This is a genomic window from Desulfogranum aggregans (genome assembly GCF_055398265.1).
Window position 1 is genome coordinate 4329351 of record NZ_AP042447.1, and the last position, 24153, is coordinate 4353503.

A 24153-nucleotide genomic window follows, 5' to 3' on the forward strand; every position below is an offset into this window, starting at 1 on the left:
CGCAACAGGTGGAGAAGAACAACAACACAGCATTGCGCTTTCTGCTTTATAATATTCGGTATGCTGCCGGCCATGGCACCCGTTTCCATCTTCCCTTTCCCTATGCAGGGTACCTCAAGCGTTCTGGCAGTCAACTGGAGAAAATTGTTTCCTTTATCCAGTCCGTTGAACCGGATATACTCGGGCTGGTGGAAGTCGATGGCGGCTCTTTTCGCACAGAGCAGCAGTGCCAGGCTGAAAGGATAGCCGACCGCCTGGGGATGCAGCATGTGATTGAAACCAAATATGCCTTTGGTTCCGTGGCAAAACGGATGCCATTGCTGCGGACGCAGGGCAACGCCATCCTTGCCAATATGGATATTGTCAGCCACCGTTTTCATTATTTTGAAGAGGGGGTCAAACGACTGATTATTCAGGCCTGTATGGAGAAAGTGACAGTATTTCTCGTCCACCTCTCCCTCACTTATCGAAATCGGCAGTATCAGCTGGAGCGATTATACCGTTTGATCAGAGAAGTTGATCGGCCGGTAATACTTGCCGGTGACTTCAATGCGCTGTGGGGCAAGCGGGAGCTTGATCTCTTCCTCGGCGCCACCGGACTCTTAAGCGCAAATCCCGAACGGCTGCCCTCCTTTCCCAGCCGCGCCCCCAAAAGGGAACTGGATTTTATTCTCCACAGTCCCGAGTTGCAGGTGTCCCATTTCCGCATCCCTCAGGTTACCTATTCCGATCACGCCCCACTGGTCTGCGATTTTACTTTATAGACCCATTCAACTCTGCCGATCTATGTACCAGTGTTTTTGGACAGTATGCCCAGTGCCATCACTGTCATGCTGTGTGGTTTGTGTCGTGTTCCGCGAAAAACTTTATTGATGAGAAATCTGGGTTGCTGTACATGACATTACTCCTGGAAGGGCGATAACCGATCCATTGCGACCAGTTTGGGGTCTTCCATGAGCGGTGCTTCGGCGATAGGAAAAATAGTCAGATGTGCAACGGGTGCATATCCCTGCTGTCTCGATATTTTTGGGCCGGAGGCCGCTTTCTCGGAGTTGGTTCCTGGTAATGGCCCAGAAGTCGAAATAGTTTCGACGGTGCTGAAATACATGCATCCACTGCGGAAGCTCCTTGCGGTAGTGTTGAAATTCCGCGCAGCAGGGACCAAGCGATGGACTGATGACGGCTTTGAGCAATTCGGCCCTGGTGGAAAAGTTCTGTGCCATGCAGGCAATGGTTTTTCCAATGATGTCGTTTACGCTGCCTCGCCAACCGCAATGGACAGCAGCGATCACTTCGTGTTCGGGGTCGTGGAGGAGAATCGCCTGGCAGTCTGCCTGCTGAATGAGCAGGCCCGTTGCCGGCAGGTTGGTGATCATGGCATCCACGCCGTGCAGGTTGGGCTGGGAGGCGTGGGATTTGAGGATCGCAATACGATCGGAATGGGTCTGATGTGCGGCATAAAGGTGCTGGAGGTGCAGGCTCTTCTGGACACGCGCACGGTTAGCTGTCACGGCTGCAGTGCTGTCGCCAACACCGTGACTCAGATTGAGGCTCCCATAGGGCGGTTGACTTTCTCCCCCATGGCGAGAGAACATACCATGGGGGACGGGAAGAAGGCTGCTGGTGTGGTAGCAGAGACCGGGGTGGAACCTAATCATCAGGTATTACCATAAAAAAAGGGAAAGCCGTCAGCTGGCCTTCCCTTGATGCTTGGTGGACAACAATGGCAACGATTTAGAAATAAGCCTCAAAGGTGAGGTAGACCTGGTGTGCGCTATCCACGGGGTTGAGGCCAAGGGCCTGCAGAGCCGCCTTGTCATCGTCCAGATCGTAGGGTTTGGCGTTCCAGTCAAATCCACCGGAATAGTTAAAATCATAGTACTGCCAGCCTAGGCGGATAAAGGTCTTGGCGTATTTGGAGATCGCCTCGCCAGTGGGCAGATCATAGATCATGTAGAGTTCATACGCATTACCTCGGGTGGCCAGCTTGGACATATAAAGATCATCATTACCCGGCGTAAAGGCGATCCAGTACTGGGAACCGTAGTTGTACTCTGCGCCGAGTTTCAAACCGAGATTGTCAAAGTCGTAGCGAATGCCCGCATAAACCGAGTATCCATCCTCTGAACTGGTATTAGCTCCTGTCTGGCCCATGGCCATGCCGTAAAAGTCGTTGAACATTCCATTGCCGTTAGGATCGGTATGACTCCAGCCGCCGGCAAGAAAGTAATTCAGATTGCTGATCTTATCCATGTAAATTCCTGTGGTGTGATAGAGTTGGCCAAGGTCTTTCTGTTCGCCAAATCCACCTTGGTCCTGGGGCATGCTTGCACCGAACCGGACAAAATCACTCTGAAAGGCGGGGTAATTGAAGAGGTTGTAGACGCCGAAAAGCTGCAGATTAAGAAACCGGGGGCCCTGCTTGAGCACGTCCCAGCTGAATCCACCGAAGTCGGTGTCATCTAATGGAAACGGATTGGTGTCCTCGTCGAATTGGAGGCCGTTTTCAAAACCGCGGCCATAACAGAAACGGAGGCGACTGCTACCCATGGCTTCCGAATCCCAATCCCAGGCATAACCCAATGCAAGGCCGTCAAACGGGTAGTCGAAATAGGCAGTGGGGGTGGCCATCCTGGTATCAGTGCCAAGGCGCAGTTGTGCAGGGGGGCCATCGGTGGTCGGGCGACGGCCGATGGAAAACCACATGGGCAGGCCGGCGATGTTATTCCAGTTGACGAACGCCCGGTCCACATAAAGGGCACTGTCGTTGGGAGTGCGGGTAACGTTCCCGTCAAAAATAGGATAGCCGTTAGCGAGACCGGTCGGAGTGGACTGCATCCCCCAGGCTTTGTACATTGCCAAGCGGCCCTTGAATTCGAGATTTTCCGTGGCTTTGACCCGCATGTTGAGCCGAAAACGGTTGGTGAGGATGGTGTCGTTTTCCTGGTCACCCATGGACTGGGCGGCAAAGGTCGGTTGGCCGTTGACCATCCCGGTCAAGCCGAGCGGTGTGCCTGCGGCAAAGACGTTGCTGGCATTGTAATAGTCGCCCCGCGCCCGAAAGTCGCCATAAAAGGTAAAACGGGCTGCCAGGTCCCAGGCCTCGGATTTCTCATCCAGCAGATCATCCATGGCATCGACCTTATCGCCGTACTCGGTCATGGATTCATTCTGTTTGGCCAGTTGCGCTTTCAAGGCATCGAGCTGCCGGGCAAGTTCTTCAATTTTACTTTCCAGATCCTGAGGCGTTGTGCCAGCACCTGCCATCGTGGTCGCCGGCAGTGCCAACAGGCCTGCCAGAGCGATCATGGACATTTTTTTCACCATCCTCTCCCCTCCTTTTTTCCTTTTTCGGAAGACGTACAAAAGGTTGTACGTTCAACCAAAAAAATAAATATCATCACATCCAGGATATTTATCTCGCTACGAAAAGAAAGTCAATGAGAGAGAGAAAGAAAGTATAAAAAATTGTACCGAAAGGGAGAGGAATAGGGAAACCATCGGCATGCGATGAGCGCGCCGATGGTTTTTCCTTGGAAGCAGAGGCTAGCTGTACTTAAAGGTCATTTTGTCGTTTCTCCGACCAACCCGTACTTTCCCACCTTTTTTCAGCGCCCCGAAGAGGATTTCGTCGGTCAAAGGATCACCGATTTCCTTCATGATCAGGCGACGCAGAGGGCGGGCTCCATACGCTGGTTGGTAGCCTTCACTGGCTATCCAGCGTCGGGCACTGGGGGTAAGGCTGATGGCGACGTTCTTTTCCGATAACTGGCTTTGCAGTTCCAGCACCATTTTGTCCACAACCTTTTCCACTGTCTTGGTGGAAAGAGCGGAGAAACTGATGATGGCATCGAGCCGGTTACGAAATTCTGGGGAAAAAAGGTTTTTGATCGCTTTTTGCTCTTTGCCTTTGCCGTCGCCGATAAAGCCAATGCTCTGTTCGCTCATTTCCCGCGCTCCGGCATTGGTTGTCATAATAATGATCACATTGCGAAAATCGGCCCGGCGGCCGGCATTATCCGTCAGGGTGGAGTGATCCATGACCTGCAGCAGTACGGAGAAAACATCCGGATGGGCTTTTTCTATTTCGTCCAGGAGCAGAACTGAGTAGGGGTGTTTGCGGATGGAATCGGTCAGCAGACCACCCTGATCGAATCCCACGTACCCGGGAGGGGCACCTATGAGTCGCGCCACAGCGTGCTTTTCCATATATTCGCTCATGTCGAACCGCTCAAAATGGATAGAGAGGGCCTGGGCCAACTGGCGGGCAACTTCTGTTTTACCGACCCCGGTCGGGCCGGCGAACAGGAACGACCCAGTCGGGGAGAGGGGATTGCCCAAGCCGGCTCGGGAGCGCTTGACTGCGGTCACCACGGCTTCCAGTGCCTCATCCTGGCCAAAGATGGCGGACTTGAGTTTGGTTGACAGGTTGCGCAGGTCTTTGGTGTCATCATTCACCTTACTGGAAACCGGTACTCGAGCCATTTTGGAGACAATGCGCTCCACATCGCGTACCCCTACGGTTTTTCCAATTCTTCCCTCCAGGCGAAAGGAGGCGCCGACTTCGTCCATGATGTCAATCGCCTTGTCAGGGAGAAAGCGGTCGTTGATGTATCGATCTGCCAATTCTGCCGTAGAGATAATGGCGTTTTTAGAATAGCGGACATTGTGATGCTTTTCATAGCGGGACTGCAACCCTTTGAGAATATTGCAGGTATCCTCAATAGAGGGTTCTTCAATGTCAATTTTTTGAAATCGGCGTGAAAGGGCCCGGTCCTTTTCAATATGGTTTTTGTATTCTTCATAAGTGGTGGAGCCGATGCAGCGAATGGTACCGGCCTGCAAAGCGGGTTTCAGAAGGTTGGAAGCATCCATGGAACCGCCGCTTGTTGCTCCTGCCCCGATGATGGTATGCATCTCATCGATAAAGAGGATTGCGTTGTCTTTTTCCTCAATCGCTGCAACAACCTCTTTGAGCCGCTTTTCAAAGTCACCGCGGTATTTGGTTCCGGCTACCAGGGTTCCAAGATCAAGCATGTATATTTCTGTGTCCCGCAACAGGTCGGGCACCAGTTTGTCCCTGTCAGGCTGGTCCGCCTGGCGGGCGATGGCGTCCTCGTAGATTCGCAGGGCAAGCCCTTCAGCCATGGCGGTTTTACCAACCCCCGGTTCGCCAACAAGAAGCGGGTTGTTCTTTTTACGGCGACAGAGAACCTGCATCATGCGGTGCAACTCGGTATCCCGGCCGATAAGGGGATCAATGTGCCCCTCGGCAGCGCGTTCACTGTAATTGATGGTGAATTCTTCGAGTGCGCTGGCTGTACTCTTCTGTTGTTTCTTTTTATTCGGCGGGGGAGGCGCCTGCCTGAGCGGTTCACGCTGCATCGTTTCCGGCAGGCCGTGGGAGATATACTCCACTACTTCAAGTCGACCAACGCCTTCTGAACCCAGGAAATAGACGGCATGGGAGTCGGGTTCGGTAAGAATGGATACCAGAACATCCCCGGTATCAACCTGTTTTTTCCCGCAACTCTGCACATGGCTTACTGCTCTTTGCAGCACCCTGTTGAAGGCCACCGTCTGCGCTGGTTCAGCTTCATTGTTTTTCAACAGCGGCATGCCCGTGGTGAAGAAATGCTCTAGCCGCTCCTTGATGTTGTCATTGTTTCCACCGCACTTGTCGATGATGTGCCGTGCCAGGTCATCATGGAGCAGACCATAGAGCATATGCTCTACCGTGACGTATTCGTGCTGCTGGGATTTTGCTTCTTTAATGGCCTTGATTAGTGCCAGTTCCAGTTCTTTGCTCAGCATAGTCTTTATCCTTCTACAGAGGCCGGTTTCAAACTTTTCTCCGGGGTGAAACGATCGGGGACTCTGGGAAAATTAGCAGTCTTTTTCTAGAGAACATTTTAAGGGAAATTGGTGTTTTTTTGCAAGGTGGTGTACCTGTGAAATTTTGGTTTCACCAATTTCTCGGGTGTATATCCCTGCAATACCAACTCCCTGGTGGTGCACATCGAGCATGATTTTTGTGGCCTCAGCAGTATCCTTGTTGAAGATTGTCTCAAGAATCATCACCACAAAATCCATGGTCGTGTAGTCGTCATTGTGAAGGAGCACCTTAAACAGCGGCGGTTCCTTCAACTCGGTTTTATTCTCGGCAAGGATTTCACCGTGAAGATTTGCTTGTTCTTTGGCCATTCCGAACAACTGAAAAATTTTGTAGTTTTCAAAAGCAGGTACCTGCAATACAGGGACCCATGCTGTGAACACTCTCTAACAGGTTAAAATAGCAAGGGTAATTTGAGTGGAGAATGTTTTTCCATTACCCACCGATACTACTAGTATAGTAATGCTCTCGGTTGAATTTTCAAGGCGCAGGTAACGAATGGGGCGGGGTTTAACCGCTTCGTCCCGAGAGCATGGAGAGAAAGAGGTGCTCGAGGACGATCTGGCTGGAGAGTGGAGATCCTTTGAGCCGCAGTTCCGCTTCGAGCAATAAACTGAGCCAATGCTGCAACTGCGGCAGTGAGTGGCTGGCCGCTGTTTTGAACTGCATGAACAAGGCAAAGGGATGCCCGCTCAGTTCTTTCTTCCACCGGCTGTGTTCTTTCAGGCGTGGCAGGCACTGCTGTTGAAACACTGCGGCAGAAAGAGAGGGGCTGTAGTGAAAACGGCGTTGTTCCTGAAGGGCTCGAAAGAGCAAAAGAGAGCGAATGGAGTTTCGGAGCGCTGCGATCAGGGCAAGCGGATGGAAACCATTGGCCTGGAGGCGATCAGCCACCACCAGTACGCGTTGAAGGTTTTTTTCCGAGAGGGCCGAGGTCAGCTCAAAGATTGCTTCCTGCCGGGTTCTGCCGACCACCGCATCCAGGTCCTCTTGGGTAATATCCTGTCGATCACCGCAGTAGAGCATCACTTTGCGCAACTCTGTGACCACTGCCACCGGATGAAACCCCACCCGGTCAATCAGGCGCTCCGCCACCCCGGGAGACAGTGTTTTATTCATCTCGGCCAGGGTCTGTCTGATCAGAGACAGGAGCACGTCCTTCTGGTGTTTCTTGGCTTTGGCAGAAGCGCCGGTTTCCACGCTGAGGTCGATTACCGCATGGTTTTTTTTGAAGTATTGAAAGAGTTTTTTCCGCTTATCCACCTCGTCAGCCAATAAAACCAGGATATTTGTCCCAGGGATGCCCTCCTCAAGGCAATCCATGAGCAATGCAGGGCCATCCGAGGCGTCGGAAAGAGTGGCACTGGCCTTTTCTCCTATGGTTGCAAGCGGTTCGGCTGTCCAGGAAAGATCTTCATCAGGTTTGTTGAAGCCGAAATGATGCTGCCATTGCTTCGGGGTCAGGCCTTGCAGATTGCTTTCCTGGTCTTGAGGCCCTATCCCCCCCGCATTGAGCAACCCGCGCAGGTGGCGGACAACCAGCTCGCTTTTCCCTGCCTGGTGCGCCTGAAGAGCTTTTTTCCAGATGTTGTTGGCAACATTTTTCGAGAGAAACAGACGGGTATCGGTGACCTTGTACACTTGGCGGCCTGGCAGGAGGCTGAAGCTGCGAAGCTTGTACACCAGGGTGGTGATATCTTCCCGGTCGCCGTCAATGGCATGCATTGTTCCCGGTGTGGCGTGCAGCAGGTGTTCTGTCAGCTTTTTCGCCGCATCTCTGCAGAGGTAGCGTTCACCAAAGAGCAAGTAGCATTGGGCCGGGGCGTGGGTCGACTCTTTGAGCAATGCTGGAAAGGATTCACGCGTATGAATGGACATGTCGATTAACTCTCAGTGGGTGATGGCATGTCGTGTGCCATGGTATGCAGTATTTTGTGAAGGATCGCGGTCAGTGAACCTGGCTGGAGATAATCATGTCCGCGACCGGAGCTGAAAAACTTATCCGCGCCGCGACTGACGTCATCCCACGAAGGAGCGCCGGATTGGGCGGCAATGAATTCAAAGAGAAAAATATTGTACGGATCGTTGATTTCCGCCAGGCCAGTGCCAATGGTCGCCAGTACATCCACTGAGCCGTCAAACAGGGCATTGAGCCGACTATAGGCTTTGATTCCGCCACAGGACCCCAGGCTGAGAAAGCGTTGTTTTTGCTCCAGCATGTTAGGAGTGAGCAGGCCCTGGCGGACAAGTTCGCTCATCGGTTCGATGATCTGTTCGTCCCGCCAGTAACTGTGACCGCGTTGGATCAACATTTCGTGGCCGCTGGTGAAGAAGTGGAGCAACTGCTGTTGCTGACTGAGCGGATCGGCATATACGGAGAGCGTGTGGCAGAGAGTGATGCCATTGACCATCTTGGAGAAGGTAACGCGTTCCCTGGTCCGCTGCATACTACTGAAAAGGCGCCCCATATCAGTATGGGGCGGCGAGACTGACGAGGGCTGAAGGGTTGCTTGAAGCCGCTGTTTTACATTTTCAGGGAGAGTGGCAGCCTCCTGCCAAACATAGCCCTGTTGCAGCAGCCGATCGGTAAAAGAGCGAAAAGAACGCTTGCCGTCATCGTCGGGATAAAAAAGAGAAAGGGAAACCAGGCGGTTGTCAGCCTTCCATTCATTGAACGGAGTCTTTAGGTAGTCTGCAAACGATATCCTACCGTAGCGTTCAACGAGCTTCTCGATCTGCTGTCGGTCGAAAGCAGACAACATATCCCCGTGATATCGGAGGGCGTACTGGAGGGTGACCGCAAGTAACCGAGCCATAGGGGGAGAAGCCATATGGGTGGCGGCAACCATTTTTCCTACCAGGTAGTTGCGGGCGGTTGGTTGGAGTACTTTGAGCAGTGGGTGCATGCTGGCGGAGAAAACCAGTAGGGCCGCGGGGTCGCCAAAGGCAGAGTTCGCGACCAGGTCGAGTACCTGCTGCTGTTGCTGTTCATCGCTGGGCAAGAAGGATGCCAGTTTGCCCTTTTGTGCACAGCTGGTGATAAAAGAGGAAACCAGAACGTGAGCCGGATCAGCGGCCTGGAAAAAATAAAGGGTATTCCCCTGGAATTCATCCACTATCCGCTGCTGAAGAACTGGAACGAGAATATCCCTGAAGGAGGAGTCATAGAGTTCTCCACCTTGGGCCAGCAATGCGTAAATATTGGCCGAGGTGAGTGAAGCTGCCACGTGCGACCGAGCTTCGGACGTTGCCTGCCGTAAAACAGTGACAGCAGCAGGTCGGTTGCCGCTGTTCAATGCCTTGGAGAAGGTGGTATTCCAGCGGTATCTGATGACCGGTGCGAGGCGAAAAAACAGTCGTTGGAGTTCTTGCAGTGAAAGCCGATGGAGCGCTGTGTTGGAAAACTCCATTCCGAAGCGATCGGTTACACTGTGCAGGTCGTTGATTTGCCGAATGAGCTTCTCACCTCCGCGGTACATACCGTGCAGCAGTTGATTTTTCTGTTGATCGGTGAAGCGGAAATATTGCTCTTCCTGGAGATCAGCGGGCAGGGCGAAAAAGGCAACAAGCCAGTCCCATGCCTCCCTCCAGTTGAGTTCAGGAGCGGAAAAAAGGAAATGAGCATTCCAGGCATCCTGCTGGCGCAGTCGTGCAATCAGGCTCAGCCCGTCAAAAAGGGTCCTTGATTGCATCTCCGGAATTTTAGCATAGTTGGCCAATGCCATGGCTTGACTGTCCGAAAGGAGTTGCAGCTCGAGTATGGCCGGGGTTATGCGAGCTGCGGTCATTTTTTGCACGGTGATCATGGAACGCAGGGCCAGGTGCATTGGTAGGGACAATCCATTGAGCACAGGTATCAGCTCGGTACTGAACTGGGCGGTGATGTCGGGAAGCTCCAGAAAAGCGAGAAGGGTTTTTTCCGCAGTATGGGAAAGGGTATGAAAAACAGGCACTGCCTCAAATAGCCGTTCAAAATCAACGGGTTCCACCGTGCACCATTGTTCCAGGCAGAGAACCTGACCGTAGGAGAGACGATAGTTCAGCAGAAGTGACCAGACTTGCTGATATTGCGTAAAACTGAGGGCCGGGAGTCGGCAAAAGAGCCGAAAAGCGCGTTCTGCAGGATAGTTGAGTCCTTTGATGATTTCCTTGCCGTAGGCTGCCTCTTCGCTGGTAAGACAGCCGTTTCTCTGGTATAGACTGTACGTCTGGCGCTGGCTGGCGCCATGGAGGTCAAGGTTTTTTCCGTGCACGCCTGTGGAGCATTGACCGAAGAAGAGCGACAGGGCCACGCTACCCGCGGCCAGGTATTTTTTTGTTGAAAGATGGAAATGATGAAGAGACAGCATAGTGGTATCAGAATTTGGGGGTACTCCTTTCCAAAACAACTCTTGCCGGGCCTGGCCATGCTCGTGGCCATGCTCCTCTGGGGCAGTTCCTTTGTGGCAATGAAGTATGCCTTTTTTGATCTTGATCCCCTGCTCGTCGTTTCGGGACGCCTGGTGATCGCTTCACTGTGCTTTCTTCCTTTTATTCGTCACTTTGTCAAGGTCGGGCTGCAGAAAAAACACCTGTTGCCTTTAGGGGCAATGGCGTTGTGCGAACCCTGTTTTTATTTCTTGTTTGAAGCGGCCGCGCTGCAGCACACCTCTGCCTCTCAGGCATCGATGATTGCGACCATGCTCCCCCTGCTGGTAGCTTTGTCTGCCGGTTTTTTGCTGGGAGAGCGTATTTCGCGCAAAACAATGCTCGGGTTTCTGATTGCTGCTGCCGGTGCCACCTGGCTGACTCTTGCCGGCACAAATACGCAGCAGGCCCCCAACCCTGGGTTGGGCAATTTCCTTGAGTTTATGGCCATGGTCTGCGCCACCGGCTACATTGTTCTGCTCAAGTACCTGAGCAGGGATCTATCTTCTTTTTTTCTCACTGCTGTTCAGTGCATCCTAGGCGCTCTTTTTTTTCTGCCGTGCCTCCTGCTTCCCCAGGTATCCATTCCAGACCATTTTCCTGTGACCGGGGTGGCGATTGTTTTCTATTTAGGGGTTTTTGTCAGTGTGGGTGCGTACGGGTTGTACAATTTTGGCATAAGCAGGATTCCAGCCAACCAGGCTTCTGCATACATCAATCTTATTCCGGTGTTTGCGTTACTGCTTGGTTTTTTTGTGCTCGGTGAGCGGCTTTCCACCGTTCAGTTCCTTGCCTGCCTGGTGGTGTTTTTCGGGGTTGTTCTCAGTCAGGATCGTCGGCAGCGAATATCGGAGGCTTGAAGATGAATAGAGGACTGGTTTGGCTGGGGGTGGCATGTATCGTCATAGGCCTTGGTTGGCCATGGATAAAAAGCATCCCGTTCGGTCGTCTTCCCGGCGACATCTCCATAGTTCGTGAGAATTTTCGGTTTCATTTTCCACTTACCACCTGCCTGGTGATCAGTATCCTTATCACCTTGTTGCTGTGGTTGTTCAGGAAGTAGTCAGGGCACTGAGGAGAGGGTGTCGTTGAGCGTGGCTTACGGGAGGACGGGGCCGACATCGGCGGTCGGAGGAATGTGCCCTTTATGCGGTCGACGTCACGGTATCGGTACGGGGAAGGCCTACCAGGCCTGCCTGCGGTTGATGGAACTGCTTTCCACGCTCCAACGCATTGATTACACGGTCCCCGTGAGGCGGAGCGATCCTCGCTGCCAAACCGACTATCTCTTTGGACCTGCACGGGGAAAGATGTTTGGTGCCCTGGTGGGCATCGATCGACGAGGTCGGGAACGCCGCTACTATGCTTTTTCCGGCCAATATAACTCCATGTGGACAGTGGCAGGGTGGGTTGCACCGGTTGTTGAGCCATGGGCCTTTGCAGCGACCGTCGCGGAGGGAGAGCGGCAGGTGAAACAGCTTACCCGGGAAATTAACGAGTTTTCCCATCGAAATGGCGAGCATGTGAGGGTGCTGAAACATAGGAGAAGGCACCTGTCGCAGCAACTGATGCGAGATATTCACCGTTTGTATAGTTTTACCAATTTCCGAGGGGTGAGCGGCGGGCTTTCTGATGTGTATATGGGGAACGGTTCCCCGCCAACCGGTACGGGTGACTGTTGCGCGCCCAAGTTGCTTCATCATGCAGCAATCAATGGAGTTCGTCCGCTTGGGCTTGCCGAGTTTTTCTGGGGCAGGGAAAATGCATCCGGCTCCAGGCAGCATGGAGTGTTTTATCCCCCGTGCGCGACCAAGTGTGAACCCATTCTCGGTTTTTTACTGTGTGGGGCCGGGGAGTAGTATGGCTGAGCAGGTTTTGGATGTTGTTCTCGCCGAGGAAGCTTTTGTTGTGGTGAACAAGCCTGGCGGTATGTTGGCTGTTCCCGGCAGAGGAGTGGACAAGCAGGACTGTGTGGTTTCCAGAGTGCGGCGCATGTGGCCGGAGTGTATTCCGCAACCGGCTGTTCATCGTCTCGATATGGCAACCTCAGGGCTTATGGTGCTGGGGCTGACTCGGGCAGCACATCGTCATCTCTCACAACAATTTGAACGTCGAACAGTTATTAAGCGATACGAGGCGATTATCAACGGTACGGTGGTGGGGAGTGGCGGACAGATTGAATTGGCCTTTCGATTGGATCCAGATAATCGTCCGTATCAGGTGTACGATCCTGTGGGCGGAAAAACCGGTCGAACCCGGTGGCGGGTGATCAAACGGTACCGCGAGACAACCAGGGTGGAGTTTTTTCCGCAAACCGGAAGGACCCACCAGTTGCGGTTGCATGCGAGTCACCAGAAAGGCCTGGGCTTTCCTATTGTCGGCGATGCACTCTACGGCGATGGCGAGGAGGGGGGAAGGATGCTGCTCCATGCCTCAGGGATCCAGTTTGTTCATCCCGTTTCCGGCCATGCACTCTGTTGTATCTCCCCGGTTCCTTTTTAGTGCCAGATGGTGGGGCAAAAAAAAGGGGATGCCCTGAGGCATCCCCTTGTTGTGTACTACTGATACAATTTACAGCAGGTGCTTGATAGCATCCCTTTCACCGACCAGTTCGTCTTCGGTCTGCTTCATGCGCTCACGGCTGAAGTCGCTGACTTCCAGACCTTCTACGATCTTCCATTCACCGTTCTCGGTGGTAATGGGGAAAGAGTAGATGATATCTTCATCGATACCGTAAGGATTGCCTGCGCTGTATACGCCCATGCTGACCCACTTGCCGTTGCTGCCGAGGGCCCAGCTTCGCATATGATCAACTGCAGCAGATGCTGCCGAAGCTGCACTGGATGCACCACGTGCCTTGATGATGGCTGCACCGCGTTGCTGCACAACAGGAATGAAGGTGTCTACGTTCCATGCATCATCAACCATGGATTTGGCAGCTTCACCTTTGACGGTGGCGTAGCTGATATCCGGATACTGGGTGGCGGAGTGGTTACCCCAGACAACCATTTTTTCGATGTCGGTGGTGTGGGCGCCAGTCTTTTCAGCAAGCTGGGACATGGCACGGTTGTGATCCAGGCGCATCATAGCCGTGATGTTGCGCGGGTTGAGATCAGGTGCATTTTTCAGGGTGATCAGGGCATTGGTATTGGCGGGATTACCGACAACCAGTACTTTCACGTCGCGACTGGCGTTGTCGTTGAGTGCTTTACCCTGGGCGGAGAAAATCTGGGCATTGGCTTCCAACAGGTCGGAACGCTCCATTCCAGGTCCACGAGGACGAGCACCTACCAAGATCGCGAAATCAACGTCTTTGAAGGCGACATTTGCATCATCGGTTGCAACGACACCGGCAACAAGTGGAAATGCACAGTCATTAAGCTCCATTACAACGCCGTTAAGTGCATCCATTGCCGGCGGAATTTCCAGAAGCTGGAGGATGACGGGCTGATCAGGACCAAGCATGCTGCCGCTGGCGATGCGGAAGATGATGGAGTAGCTGATTTGTCCTGCTGCGCCGGTAACGGCTACACGAACTGGTGCTTTCATTTTTTTCTCCTTACACTGAGTTTGTCTTAAGACCAGGTAGGCCAATCTGTATTGGGTACTACCGCAACGTAAACACAAAACCTCGGAGTCGAGGAATCATACTCTTTCTGTCAGACAACTGCCTGGTTGATCATAGGGGCTGCAAAAGATTGCACTGTCATGCCATATGGAGCCAGGGCAAGAGGCATGAAATCAGCAGCCGTTTGTCCTATGCTATCCAACCAGCCGTTATTGATACAAATCAATGCTGAAAAAGTCAAGCGCTGTTTGGCTGTGTTCTGTAACAAATTGAAAATAAATGGTTTTTAGTAATTTTGTCTATGAATTGTCATTCAGCGACAGGAGGGCTTACCGGCTCTGTAGCGACCGGGGAGATGAAAAGCGACTGCGCAGCATGGTACGCACCTCAGCAACTGGGGCATGTGGCTGGCGGTCGAGAAACTGGGCAATAGTATGGGCGACGTAGGCGGTTGCGATGGAGGTGCCGGCGTGGAGGGCTGACTGGGACGAATCCTGAAGGGTAAAGGCAGCGAATCCAGGAGCGTGAACCTCCACAAAGGCTCCAAAGTTGGAGGACTCCCACGGTGTACCATCTGGCTGCAGCGCGCCCACTCCTATCACGCTTGCATAGGCAGCGGGATAAATGGGTTCTCCGGTGGGATCGTTTCCAGCAGCAGCAACCAGGATGAGGTCTTGTTGTTCTGCCTGCTGGACGGCTTGTTGGAGAAACGTGCTCTGTGCAGGCGTGCCCCAACTCATGCTCACTACCCGTGCGTGATTGGCTTGTGCGTGATCAAGGGCGCGTAAAACACTGAAGGTTGAGGTAATCCCGTTTCGGTCAAATATACGAATAGCGACCACTGGCGAAGTGGCTCCCTGGCCTGTAATCCCCAGAGGGTCAACCGAACCTGAGGCAATCAACGCCATCTGCGTACCGTGGCCGGAAGTGTCCAGGGCGTGAGCAAACGGGGTTACTGCATCATAGCTGGATGCAACCCATTGGTTGGCGAGCATTTCGGTGGCAATGCCAGAATCAAGGACAGCAACCGCTTGGGCGGTAGGCGAGGTTTCCCTGCCGGTACTGCCTGCAGGGAGTACTGGCTGGCCGACCGTTTCCGGCAGGGTGAGAGCATAGTGTGGTTCCACGAGTTGCACAGAGTCAAGTGCGGACGTAGTTGCAACCAACCTGTCAATGTCGGCATCTGCTGAAAAGCGGACACGATAGGTGGCGGTAGCGGAATAGGCCTCAAGAATCCGTCCGCCGATGTCACGCATCTGGTTGTGAAATCTGGCGGCTGAAGCGGCAGCCTTTTTTTTCACCAGCAGCTCTCCGGCAACCAGCAGTGCCCCGGTTTCAGGGTGCGTAGTGGTCTGGAAGAGCTGTAGGCTTTCCATCGGCTGCATGTTTGTCCGTTTGCCTGGAGCGTACACTTCTACCTGCAACGGATACACTCCTCCTTCACTGTTTTCTTCCCAGATAACGCTATGATTGACCGGCCTGAGAAGGGCCTTCACGGCCTCGGCAAGGGAAACCGATTGCAGGTGGAGTGAAACCGGTGGATTGATCGTGGGGTCGGCGTTAACCACTATCCCCCGCTCAACCAGTTGCCTAAGGATTGACTGTAGCGGAACCTGATCGGCATCGATGGTGATAGAGTCAACGTTGAGCTGCACCGCATTGTGATAAGAGGATGCTGCCTGGGCGGTGAAAGCCAGGGGTAACGTGGAGAGGACGAGAAGGAAAACAGACCGGAGAAATATGGTGCAGATCCTGATGTTCCGGGTCAGGGAACGAGTAGCTTTGGCGATGCAGGGAATGTGCACACTAATGGCTATTGAGGAGAGGTGATTGCAGCGCTGGGGAGAAGTATGGTTGACTGTCACTGGCATATCTGTCTGCTATGATCATCATCAAGGTCTCAAAGGTAAAGCCCCATACCAGGCCCCGGGAAGCGGGGAGGCAAGGGAACAACCTATCGGGACAGCGGGGACTCATGGGGCGCTGGATGATATTTGAGGCGTCAGCCGCATAATCCAGCTGGAGCCACTCATGCGCACTTATTTCTGATGCTTGCAGAGTGATAGCCGGCCTGTGATCCAGCTCAAATAGATAGGTGGTGACCGGAGTAGGGCTTCCCAGGTGGTTGCCGGCCTTTCGCACCGGGTACTTTTTGACGAAGCAACCGCAGTTCAGTCGGATGCCGCATTCCTCTAACGTTTCTCGAAAACATGTTTCCAGCAGTGACTGATCGGTTTGATCGCGTCGGCCGCCTGGGAAAGCATACTGCCCAGACCATGGGTCACTCGGGTTGCTGGAACGTTTGAGAACGAGAACCTCAGGGATCGGGTCAGTGGTTATTATGGTGGCTACAGCTGCTTCTCTCAACGTGGTGCCTCTCAGTATGATGGAGGTGAACCAAAGGATACCTCTACAACATAGTTCACCCTGAAAAAGATATACAATGATACAGAATATGCAAATGGAAAATAGAGGCAATTCATGCATGTTTTTGATTTAACTCTCTGTTTTACTGCATTTGTCGACGTTGGGCGTAAAATGTCGCGTCAGGAGCGAAAAAATGAATTAAGCAGCCGCATATGGCCTGCGCTGTATCTGGCCGTGAGGGTTTGACAATGGAACAGGTGCAAGGCATCTTCGTGATTGAGGATGCTGGAATGTATCAATGCCCTGTTCACCGGTGGGCCTTCGTCCCTCTCTCGCTACTGCCGATCGGCTCTCTGGAGGACGATGCAGCCGAGAGGGGATATAATCAAAGGGGAGTGCGGGCTGTTTCGGGGCTAAAACGGTGAAGCAGCGATATGCTGACAGGCGCTCTCGTTTCGCTGGTGGCAGGCGTTGCAGAGGGGGAAGATTTTTTTCTTTTGTTTCGATGGAATAAAGTACATAATGGGTTGGTGATTCAGATTGAACCCGGTTGCCCTGTTCCGCCTTGTTCTTTTTACTGGCAGGTGCATCTGCGGCGTGCGGGGTGACATACCTGCCAACTGCCAAGCGATCGAAACTGGGACGAATCATTCTCTTCTCTTCCATTACTACAGGATTATATAACGATGAACAGCACAGAGCAATTATCGTCGCTTTCCGGCTATACGCCGTTTGATGGACCTGTTGTCACTATCATTCTGGACGGTGTGGGACTTGGCCCCGAGGATGCCAGTGATGGAGTGCACGTCGCCTATACGCCGGTGCTGGATGCAGCACTGGAAGCGGAAATGTTTATCCGGCTCCGAGCGCATGGAACGGCTGTGGGATTGCCCTCAGACGATGATATGGGCAATTCAGAAGTCGGCCATAATGCCCTGGGAGCAGGACGTGTCTTTTCTCAAGGCGCGAAGCTGGTTAACGAAGCCCTCTCTTCAGGGGCAGCCTTTCGGGGGAAGACCTGGCTGGAGATCGTGAACAAGGTGAGCAGGGGAGGAACACTGCACCTGATCGGCATGGTTTCCGACGGAAACGTGCACAGTCATATTGATCAGTTGTTCGTTTTGCTGAAGCAGGCGGCTGCAGAGGGAATATCCAGGGTGCGAGTGCATGGGCTGTTGGATGGCAGGGATGTTGCCGCCAAGAGTGCATTGGAGTACTTCGGCGCCCTGGAGAAGAAATTGGCAGCGTTGTCAGACGGTGGCAAGCGCGACTATCGCATTGCCTCAGGAGGAGGGCGGATGGTGACCACCATGGACCGGTATAATGCGGACTGGCAAGTGGTCGAAAACGGATGGAAGGCACATGTGCTGGGACAGGGTCGCTTTTTTTCCTCGGCAACCGAGGCGATTACGACCTATTACCAGGAGGACCCGGCGATGACCGACCAGTATATGGCAAGTTTCGTCATTGCTGAAAAGAATATGCCTGTCGGTACCATTGAGGATGGGGATGCCGTAATTTTCTTCAATTTTCGTGGTGACCGCGCCATAGAAATCTCCAGGGCTTTTGAAGAGCAGGAATTCGTCGAGTTCGACCGCCAGCGTCATCCGGAGGTACTGTATGCCGGTATGATGCAATACGACGGGGATTTGGAGATTCCGTCCCGCTACCTGGTGGAGCCACCCTCTATAGACAAGACCCTGTCGACCTATCTCTGCGCTAGCGGCGTCCGGTCCTATGCAATTTCCGAAACCCAGAAGTTCGGACATGTAACCTATTTTTGGAATGGAAACCGTTCCGGCTACGTTGACCCTCAATTGGAGCGCTATGTAGAGGTGGAGTCGGATAAAGTAACGTTTGATCTGCGTCCATGGATGAAGGCAGAGGAGATCACCGTGGCGGTGATCGAGGCGATACGGAGCGGGAAGTATAAGTTCATTCGGCTTAATTATCCTAATGGGGATATGGTTGGCCATACAGGGGTGGAAGCGGCGGTACGTATCGCCGTTGAAACCGTGGACCTTTGCCTGGGGCGAGTGCTGACCGCCATTGAAGCCGCCGGTGGGATAGCGGTGATTACTGCTGATCACGGAAATGCCGACTGCATGTGGACGGAAAAAAACGGGGAGCGGCTGCCAATGGTTGCGCACACCAAGAATCCGGTACCTTTTGTTATTCTGGACTATAGCGATTCGAACCGCTTTGTGTTGTCCGAAGTGGAGCAGCCGGGTCTGGCAAATGTGGCAGCCACGCTCTGTAATTTGCTCGGATATGCCGCACCCAGTGAATACGAGCCTTCTCTGGTGCGATTGGCGGCTGAATGAAGGCATAAGCCAGATAATCACCATCCAAAGAGGCAAGATGTACACGTGACACAGTGGTGCTCTCCTTTGTCGGCTGCAACTGTTAGAACTCTATAGGGTCGGCGGAATCTGACAATCAACGTCCAGGAAGCCTTGGCCGAGAGTATCGATAAATTCAGGGCAATACCCTGCCTGCAGGCTATCGAGGCTCCTTAACGCAACCAGGAAACGGGGGGAGTTGTGAGGAGGCACGCAACAATTGTCTGGGAAAAATACAGCACGTACCCCTGAGGAGCGGTCTGTTTGCCTGATGGCCTCTGGATTGGTGGTGAAGGATTACAGAGAGGAAACAAGCAGGGGGCACGATTCAACGACTTGAAGAGGAGGAGACAAATGGATGTCGGTCAATGGGTACGATTGATTATGTTTGCAGCACTTTTCTTGCTGGGCGTGACTGCTGGGGCTCAAGCGGCCGAGTCAGGAACATTTAGTGGGACCTGGAGTGCGAGCGGCACCAGAGAGTCAATGGATTTTGGCAGTGAAAGGGAGGTGGCGCTGCTGAAGTTTTCGGGACATGTAAACCTGCGCGATGGGGTTGGCTCGCATGTCGACTACTGGGCCCGGTGTATTGGATTGGGCGACACGGGCACAGGCAGTGCTATCCGTTGCATCTGGCGAAGCCTTGAGGGGCAGGAACTGTATGTTGCGCTCAGGGCAGAGCAGATGGCCCAGGGGGCGCAGGTATCCGGAGAAATCGTTGGCGGGAGCGGTGAGCTCACCGGTATTACCGGGACGCTCTCCTTTCAGTGGTCCACCCTGTCGCTACAAAGAAATGGTAATATCCTCGCCGTGGGAGGGTACGCCAAAGAATTGCAAGGAACCTATACCCTTCCCTGAACAACAACCCTGTTTCAATGCATGAACTATATCTCTCACTCCGCTTGAGTGAGTAAGGAGGGCGCAATGTGGGTGATTGAGCTGTTGGTTGTATTGGTCTTTATCTGGCTTGGTGCCAGGATGGGCAGCATCGGCATCGGATTTGCTGGTGGCTTCGGCGTACTGGTACTTGGCTTTGTATTCGGCCTCAAGCCCGGAAGCATCCCGACCGATGTCATTTTGATCATCATGGGGGTGATAGCGGCAATTGCCGCCATGCAGGAGGCTGGCGGGCTTGATTACCTGGTGCATATTGCAGAAAAGGTGCTGAAGAGTAATCCCAAATACATCACCTTCCTCGCGCCGATCGTCACCTATGTGATGACCATGTTCGCCGGTACCGGGCACACAGCCTTTTCCACCCTGCCGGTCATTGCCGAGGTCGCCAAGCGTGAGGGGATTCGCCCGTCCCGTCCACTGGCGATAGCCACCGTTGCTTCCCAGATAGCTATTACCGCCTCTCCCATATCAGCGGCAGTGGTTTTTTTCTCTGCCGAGCTGGAAAAGGTTGGAGTGGATTACGTGCAGTTGTTGTTGATTGCCGTTCCCTCCAGTTTTCTTGCCGTCATGCTCGGTGCGGTGTGCACCAATTTCATGGGCAAGGACCTGCAGGATGATCCGGTCTATCAGGAGCGCCTGGCCAAAGGGCTGATCAAAGAGGCTGCAGTCAAAACAGCTAAACGAGATATCGCCCCGGAGGCCAAACGTGCGGTACTTATCTTTGCCATCGCCATAGCAGCGGTCGTTTTTTACGCCACAGCTATCAGTTCTACCGTCGGCCTGATTAAGGAACCGGTGCTTGGACGGGATCATGCCATCATTACCTTTATGCTGGCCGCTGCCACCCTGATTACCTTGCTCTGCAAGGTGGAAGCAAAGAATATTCTCAATGCCGCTACCTTCAAGTCGGGAATGAGTGCCTGTATCTGTGTCCTTGGGGTTGCCTGGCTAGGAACCACCTTTGTTGCCGCTCACCTGGACGAAATTAATGTTTTTGCCGCCAATATTCTGGAGACACGGCCGTGGCTGTTGGCTGTGGTTCTCTTTTTTGCCGCCATGCTGCTTTACTCCCAGGCGGCCACTACCAGAGCGCTCATGCCTGCAGCTCTCGCTCTGGGCGTCAGTCCGGCTGCGGCTATCGCCTCGTTTGCGGCAGTGAGTGCATTGTTTGTTCTACCTACCTACCCGACTCTGCTGGCCGCAGTGGAGTTTGATGATACCGGTTCGACCAGGATCGGTAAATACGTGTTTGATCACCCATTCCTGATCCCCGGGACCTTGACCATAATTTTCGCTGTGATTTTAGGGTTTGTATTTGGTGGTATTATTCTCTAGTAACAACTGCTGAGTAAAGGTGAATTCATGGAAATAGATAAGAGCATTATCAGGCAGGCCGCAAAGGCTACCGGTATCAGTGAGCAAGATCTCGTTCTGTTTTTTTCTGAAGGGCAGCGGGTTACCTATCAACCCAATGAATGGCTTTTTCAGGAGTCCACCCCCAGAAAGTGGGCGGGGATAATATTGGAAGGGGATATAGAACTGGTTCGGGGGTTGCACGGTTCTTCGCGTCATGTGGCAACCATGATTGCCGGCGCCATGCTCTGCGAAGGAGCTTTTCTCGAGGGGGATTCCCATAGTAACGGAGCCTTTACCCGCAATGGTGCCGAAGTTTGGCAAATCAGCAGGGAAAAAATAGATCAGCTGCGCGAGCAAAAACCGGAAATGTTTTTCCGAATTATCTCCAGGGTTGCTGTGGGGATTAATCGCCGTTTACGGGTGTTGTCAAATCAGTTGTATCACCAGAATCGTGACGTCCAGGTGATGAGTGGTTTCAGGCTGGAGCACGATTCGTTGGGACAGCGGGAAATGTCTGACCATGTATACTATGGCGTTCAGACGCAGCGAGCGATGGAGAACTTTGCCATTTCAGGAGTTTTTGTCAGTAATTTTGAACATCTGGTTGATGGTCTGGCCATGGTCAAGAAAGCGGCAGCTTTGACCAATTATGAGTTGGGGGTCCTTGATCAGCAGAAAATGGAGGCCATCTGTGCGGCCTGTGATGAGCTCTTGGCCGGGAAACTCAGAGAACAGTTCACGGTTGACATGTTTCAGGGGGGAGCCGGCACTTCGACCAATATGAACGCCAATGAGGTGATCGCCAATCGTGGACTGGAAATCATGGGGCATAGCAAAGGAGAATATCAATATCTCCACCCCAATGATCACGTTAACTGTTCCCAATCAACCAATGATGCCTACCCCACGGCGATCAAACTGGCGGTGCTGCTCTCCAACCGAAGCTTGATCAGGGCAATGACTGGTCTTCGGGAGGAGTTGGATAAAAAAGCTGAAGCCTTTGCCCTGGTGCTGAAAATGGGCCGTACGGAAAATCAGGACGCCGTGCCGATGACGCTGGGACAGGAGTTCAGTGCCTACAGCGTGATGATTGATTCGGCAATCCGTGCAATTGAGCGAGCTGCTTACGAGTTCATGGATATCAACATGGGCGCTACCGCTATCGGTACCGGCATCAACAGTCCGCCGGGGTATTCAAATCTGGTTACCCGAAAGCTATCGGAAGTCAGCGGGTTTGAGCTACGAAGAGCAAAAAACCTGGTTGAGGCCACCCAAAATGCCGGCATTTTTGTGGCAATGTCGGCAACACTGAAACGCGCAGCTGTACAAATTTCAAAAATATGCAATGACCTTAGGTGGATGTCTTCTGGTCCCCGTTGTGGCCTCAATGAAATCAATCTGCCGCCCATGCAACCCGGATCATCCATTATGCCGGGAAAAGTCAACCCGGTTATCCCGGAGCTGGTAAATCAGGTCTGCTACCAGGTCATGGGCTATGATATGGTGGTATCCATGGCGGCTGAAGCCTCTGAGCTGGAACTCTGCATGGCAGAACCGATTATTGCCTATGACCTTCTCCACGGGATGATGATTTTGAAAAATGCCTGCGTTACCCTGAGTTCCCGGTGTATTTCCGGTATAGAGGCTAATCAGGAGGTTTGCAGAAAGTATGTGGAGAACAGCATCGGCCTCGTGACGGCGCTGGTGCCGGTTATCGGCTACGAACAGTCGGCTGCCATTGCCAAAGAGGCGTTGAAGACCGGCGGCAGCGTGTATGCGCTAGTGCTGGAAAAAGGCCTGCTGAGCCAGGAAGAGCTTGACGACATGCTACGCCCGGAAAACATGACCGACCCACGCGAAATTCCTCGAAAATAATCCTTCTCCCTCTCTCCCCTTGCCGCCGTCAATGCGGCGAGGGGAGGGAGGTTCGGTAGCCTCCTGCCCCTTTCTGACCGTATCCTCAAGGCCAACGATGAGAAGCCTCGTCTTTTTTTTTCACTATTGGGCCATGGGCGATGTATCCATCGGTCGCCAGCCTGCACTTCCATCATCTTGAGCGGTAAATGCTGAGGACTTCCGATGAATTGATGGGTTGAAACGTTTTTTACCGAGTATGCTCCCTAGTGTCTTCCCGATCTGGATCTTTTCAAGGGACGCAACCTTTTAGCCGGACAACGTGCTCCGTTGCCTTGGCAGTGGTACGATCCGTAATAAATACACCTCCCTTTGTACTTGCATCGCGTCTTCATAAATACCTCGCCTATTCAATGGAGTGAGAGTTAGCCAGCTCTTCTCTGCAGCCGCTGAAAAAAACGTGGGCAGGATGTCAGGCTGGCATAATTTTCATATGCACAGAATGCTGAAAAACAATACCTCTCTCCTAGCGGAAAGTACACGAATAAATACGCAAAAAGCAGGCGGTCAGAGGGGGGGGCCGCAGCAACTGTCAAGGGGAGGTCAGTGTACAGCCACAGGCATCGATAGCGGAGCTATAGGGCATTCCAAGGTTGGGCCAGGGAGATAACACCCGGATGTCGGCGTGCGGCCCTTTTTGGCGTAATGAAGGAAAAAGCATTGAATTAACTGTTGACATGTTTAGTCGTTTGACTTAATTAATCGATTTTTTGGCTTGCGCAGCAGGTCGCGTGTTTTACACCACAGGAGAATCATGACGAAGTCAACCAGAGAACAGCTGTTGCTAGCCGGCGGCGAGCTTTTTGCCAAGCTTGGATTTGACGGGGTGAGCACCAGGGCTATTGCAGAAAAGGCAGGGGTGAACCTGGGCAGTATCCATTACCATTTTGGCAGCAAGGAAAAACTCTATCTGGAGGCGTGCCGGCACGCCATGGCGGAAAAGCGGTGCAACGGCTTTCTTGAGGTCCTGGAGGAAAATCCGTTGCTTGCCGAGCATCCTGCCGGACAGGCGGAGATCATACGAACTGCGGTGTACAGAAACTTTCATGAAATGTTCAAGCCGGAGAAACCCAGATGGGAGCGTCAAATACTAATGCGCGAGATCGTGAACCCCTCCTCAGCCATGCCGGCCCTCGTTGCCCAGCTGTTTATCCCTGACATGGAAAAAACAAGAGAATTTTACCGGAAAATAAAACCAGGGGCCGGCAGCAAAGAAGCCAATGCATGGATGGATATCCTGCATGCACAAATAGTCTATTATGCGGCAACCGAGCAGGTACTTGAATTGGCCCGCGGTGAACGAATCACCGATGCGGCCTTTTACCGCCAGGCGGCAAGAACCGTTTCCAGAGCAATGATTCTGCAGCTTGAGTTGCCCTTGCCTGAGGATTTGAAATAAGGTGATACCA

General features: G+C 53.0%; 20 protein-coding genes. 10 read left to right on the forward strand and 10 right to left on the reverse strand.

Features of this window, described 5'->3' with window-relative positions; translation table 11 throughout:
- Positions 1-8 precede the first annotated feature (8 nt).
- Entirely contained in the window at positions 9-764 is a 756-nt protein-coding gene (locus ACZ52Z_RS18965) for an endonuclease/exonuclease/phosphatase family protein (protein WP_464268335.1), read from the forward strand.
- A gap of 102 nt (positions 765-866) precedes the next feature.
- Here ACZ52Z_RS18965 and pgeF read toward each other — a convergent pair whose 3' ends face one another.
- The 6 genes from pgeF to ACZ52Z_RS18995 all read right to left on the reverse strand — a co-directional run bounded on the left by pgeF (position 867) and on the right by ACZ52Z_RS18995 (position 10242).
- Complete coding sequence (pgeF, locus tag ACZ52Z_RS18970) at positions 867-1658, reverse strand: peptidoglycan editing factor PgeF (RefSeq protein WP_464268336.1); 792 nt, start codon at positions 1656-1658, stop codon at positions 867-869.
- 76 nt (positions 1659-1734) lie between these two features.
- A complete protein-coding gene (locus ACZ52Z_RS18975) occupies positions 1735-3327 on the reverse strand; it encodes a DUF3373 family protein (protein ID WP_464268337.1) in 1593 nt (530 codons plus the stop codon).
- A 219-nt stretch (positions 3328-3546) separates the two neighbouring features.
- A complete protein-coding gene (gene clpA / locus ACZ52Z_RS18980; protein WP_464268338.1) occupies positions 3547-5814 on the reverse strand; it encodes an ATP-dependent Clp protease ATP-binding subunit ClpA in 2268 nt (755 codons plus the stop codon).
- Positions 5815-5886: 72 nt separating this feature from the next.
- Positions 5887-6204 carry an ATP-dependent Clp protease adapter ClpS gene (gene clpS / locus ACZ52Z_RS18985; protein WP_464268339.1) on the reverse strand — a complete coding sequence of 106 codons (318 nt, stop codon included), beginning with the start codon at positions 6202-6204 and terminating at the stop codon, positions 5887-5889.
- Between the two features lie 199 nt (positions 6205-6403).
- Positions 6404-7771, reverse strand: a complete 1368-nt coding sequence (gene holA, locus ACZ52Z_RS18990) for a DNA polymerase III subunit delta (protein WP_464268340.1) — start codon at positions 7769-7771, stop codon at positions 6404-6406.
- 5 nt (positions 7772-7776) lie between these two features.
- Positions 7777-10242, reverse strand: a complete 2466-nt coding sequence (locus ACZ52Z_RS18995; protein ID WP_464268341.1) for a hypothetical protein — start codon at positions 10240-10242, stop codon at positions 7777-7779.
- On the opposite strand from ACZ52Z_RS18995, the gene ACZ52Z_RS19000 reads away from it, so the two are divergent.
- The 4 genes from ACZ52Z_RS19000 to ACZ52Z_RS19015 all read left to right on the forward strand — a co-directional run bounded on the left by ACZ52Z_RS19000 (position 10225) and on the right by ACZ52Z_RS19015 (position 12802).
- Entirely contained in the window at positions 10225-11160 is a 936-nt protein-coding gene (locus tag ACZ52Z_RS19000) for a DMT family transporter (RefSeq protein ID WP_464268342.1), read from the forward strand. The two genes, ACZ52Z_RS18995 and ACZ52Z_RS19000, sit on opposite strands and share 18 nt — an antisense overlap.
- Positions 11161-11162: 2 nt before the next feature.
- The gene (locus tag ACZ52Z_RS19005) at positions 11163-11363 is read left to right on the forward strand and encodes a DUF2905 domain-containing protein (protein WP_464268343.1); all 201 of its coding nucleotides are present in this window, start codon (positions 11163-11165) and stop codon (positions 11361-11363) included.
- 73 nt (positions 11364-11436) lie between these two features.
- Positions 11437-12159, forward strand: coding sequence for a hypothetical protein (locus ACZ52Z_RS19010; RefSeq protein WP_464268344.1), 723 nt, complete (start codon positions 11437-11439; stop codon positions 12157-12159).
- 1 nt (position 12160) lies between these two features.
- Positions 12161-12802, forward strand: coding sequence for an RluA family pseudouridine synthase (locus ACZ52Z_RS19015; RefSeq protein WP_464268345.1), 642 nt, complete (start codon positions 12161-12163; stop codon positions 12800-12802).
- 69 nt (positions 12803-12871) lie between these two features.
- On the opposite strand, the gene ACZ52Z_RS19020 is transcribed toward ACZ52Z_RS19015, so the two are convergent.
- The 4 genes from ACZ52Z_RS19020 to ACZ52Z_RS19035 all read right to left on the reverse strand — a co-directional run bounded on the left by ACZ52Z_RS19020 (position 12872) and on the right by ACZ52Z_RS19035 (position 16886).
- Positions 12872-13849: a malate dehydrogenase gene (locus ACZ52Z_RS19020; RefSeq protein ID WP_464268346.1), complete on the reverse strand. Its 978-nt coding sequence runs from the start codon at positions 13847-13849 to the stop codon at positions 12872-12874.
- 348 nt (positions 13850-14197) lie between these two features.
- Complete coding sequence (locus tag ACZ52Z_RS19025; RefSeq protein ID WP_464268347.1) at positions 14198-15739, reverse strand: S8 family peptidase; 1542 nt, start codon at positions 15737-15739, stop codon at positions 14198-14200.
- Entirely contained in the window at positions 15675-16235 is a 561-nt protein-coding gene (locus tag ACZ52Z_RS19030; protein WP_464268348.1) for an NUDIX hydrolase, read from the reverse strand. The genes ACZ52Z_RS19025 and ACZ52Z_RS19030 overlap by 65 nt, the downstream gene beginning before the upstream one ends.
- A gap of 198 nt (positions 16236-16433) precedes the next feature.
- On the reverse strand, positions 16434-16886 hold the full coding sequence (locus ACZ52Z_RS19035) for a hypothetical protein (RefSeq protein WP_464268349.1): 453 nt from the start codon (positions 16884-16886) through the stop codon (positions 16434-16436).
- A gap of 35 nt (positions 16887-16921) precedes the next feature.
- Between ACZ52Z_RS19035 and gpmI the strand changes: the two genes are divergently transcribed.
- The 5 genes from gpmI to ACZ52Z_RS19060 all read left to right on the forward strand — a co-directional run bounded on the left by gpmI (position 16922) and on the right by ACZ52Z_RS19060 (position 24143).
- Positions 16922-18559 (forward strand): 2,3-bisphosphoglycerate-independent phosphoglycerate mutase, encoded by a 1638-nt coding sequence (gpmI, locus tag ACZ52Z_RS19040; RefSeq protein WP_464268350.1) that lies wholly within the window; start codon positions 16922-16924, stop codon positions 18557-18559.
- A 372-nt stretch (positions 18560-18931) separates the two neighbouring features.
- Positions 18932-19435: a hypothetical protein gene (locus ACZ52Z_RS19045; protein WP_464268351.1), complete on the forward strand. Its 504-nt coding sequence runs from the start codon at positions 18932-18934 to the stop codon at positions 19433-19435.
- Between the two features lie 66 nt (positions 19436-19501).
- Positions 19502-20809: an anaerobic C4-dicarboxylate transporter gene (locus ACZ52Z_RS19050; RefSeq protein ID WP_464268352.1), complete on the forward strand. Its 1308-nt coding sequence runs from the start codon at positions 19502-19504 to the stop codon at positions 20807-20809.
- Between the two features lie 27 nt (positions 20810-20836).
- Positions 20837-22705: an aspartate ammonia-lyase gene (gene aspA / locus ACZ52Z_RS19055; RefSeq protein WP_464268353.1), complete on the forward strand. Its 1869-nt coding sequence runs from the start codon at positions 20837-20839 to the stop codon at positions 22703-22705.
- Between the two features lie 793 nt (positions 22706-23498).
- Positions 23499-24143, forward strand: coding sequence for a CerR family C-terminal domain-containing protein (locus tag ACZ52Z_RS19060; RefSeq protein ID WP_464268354.1), 645 nt, complete (start codon positions 23499-23501; stop codon positions 24141-24143).
- The last annotated feature ends 10 nt before the right edge of the window (positions 24144-24153 follow it).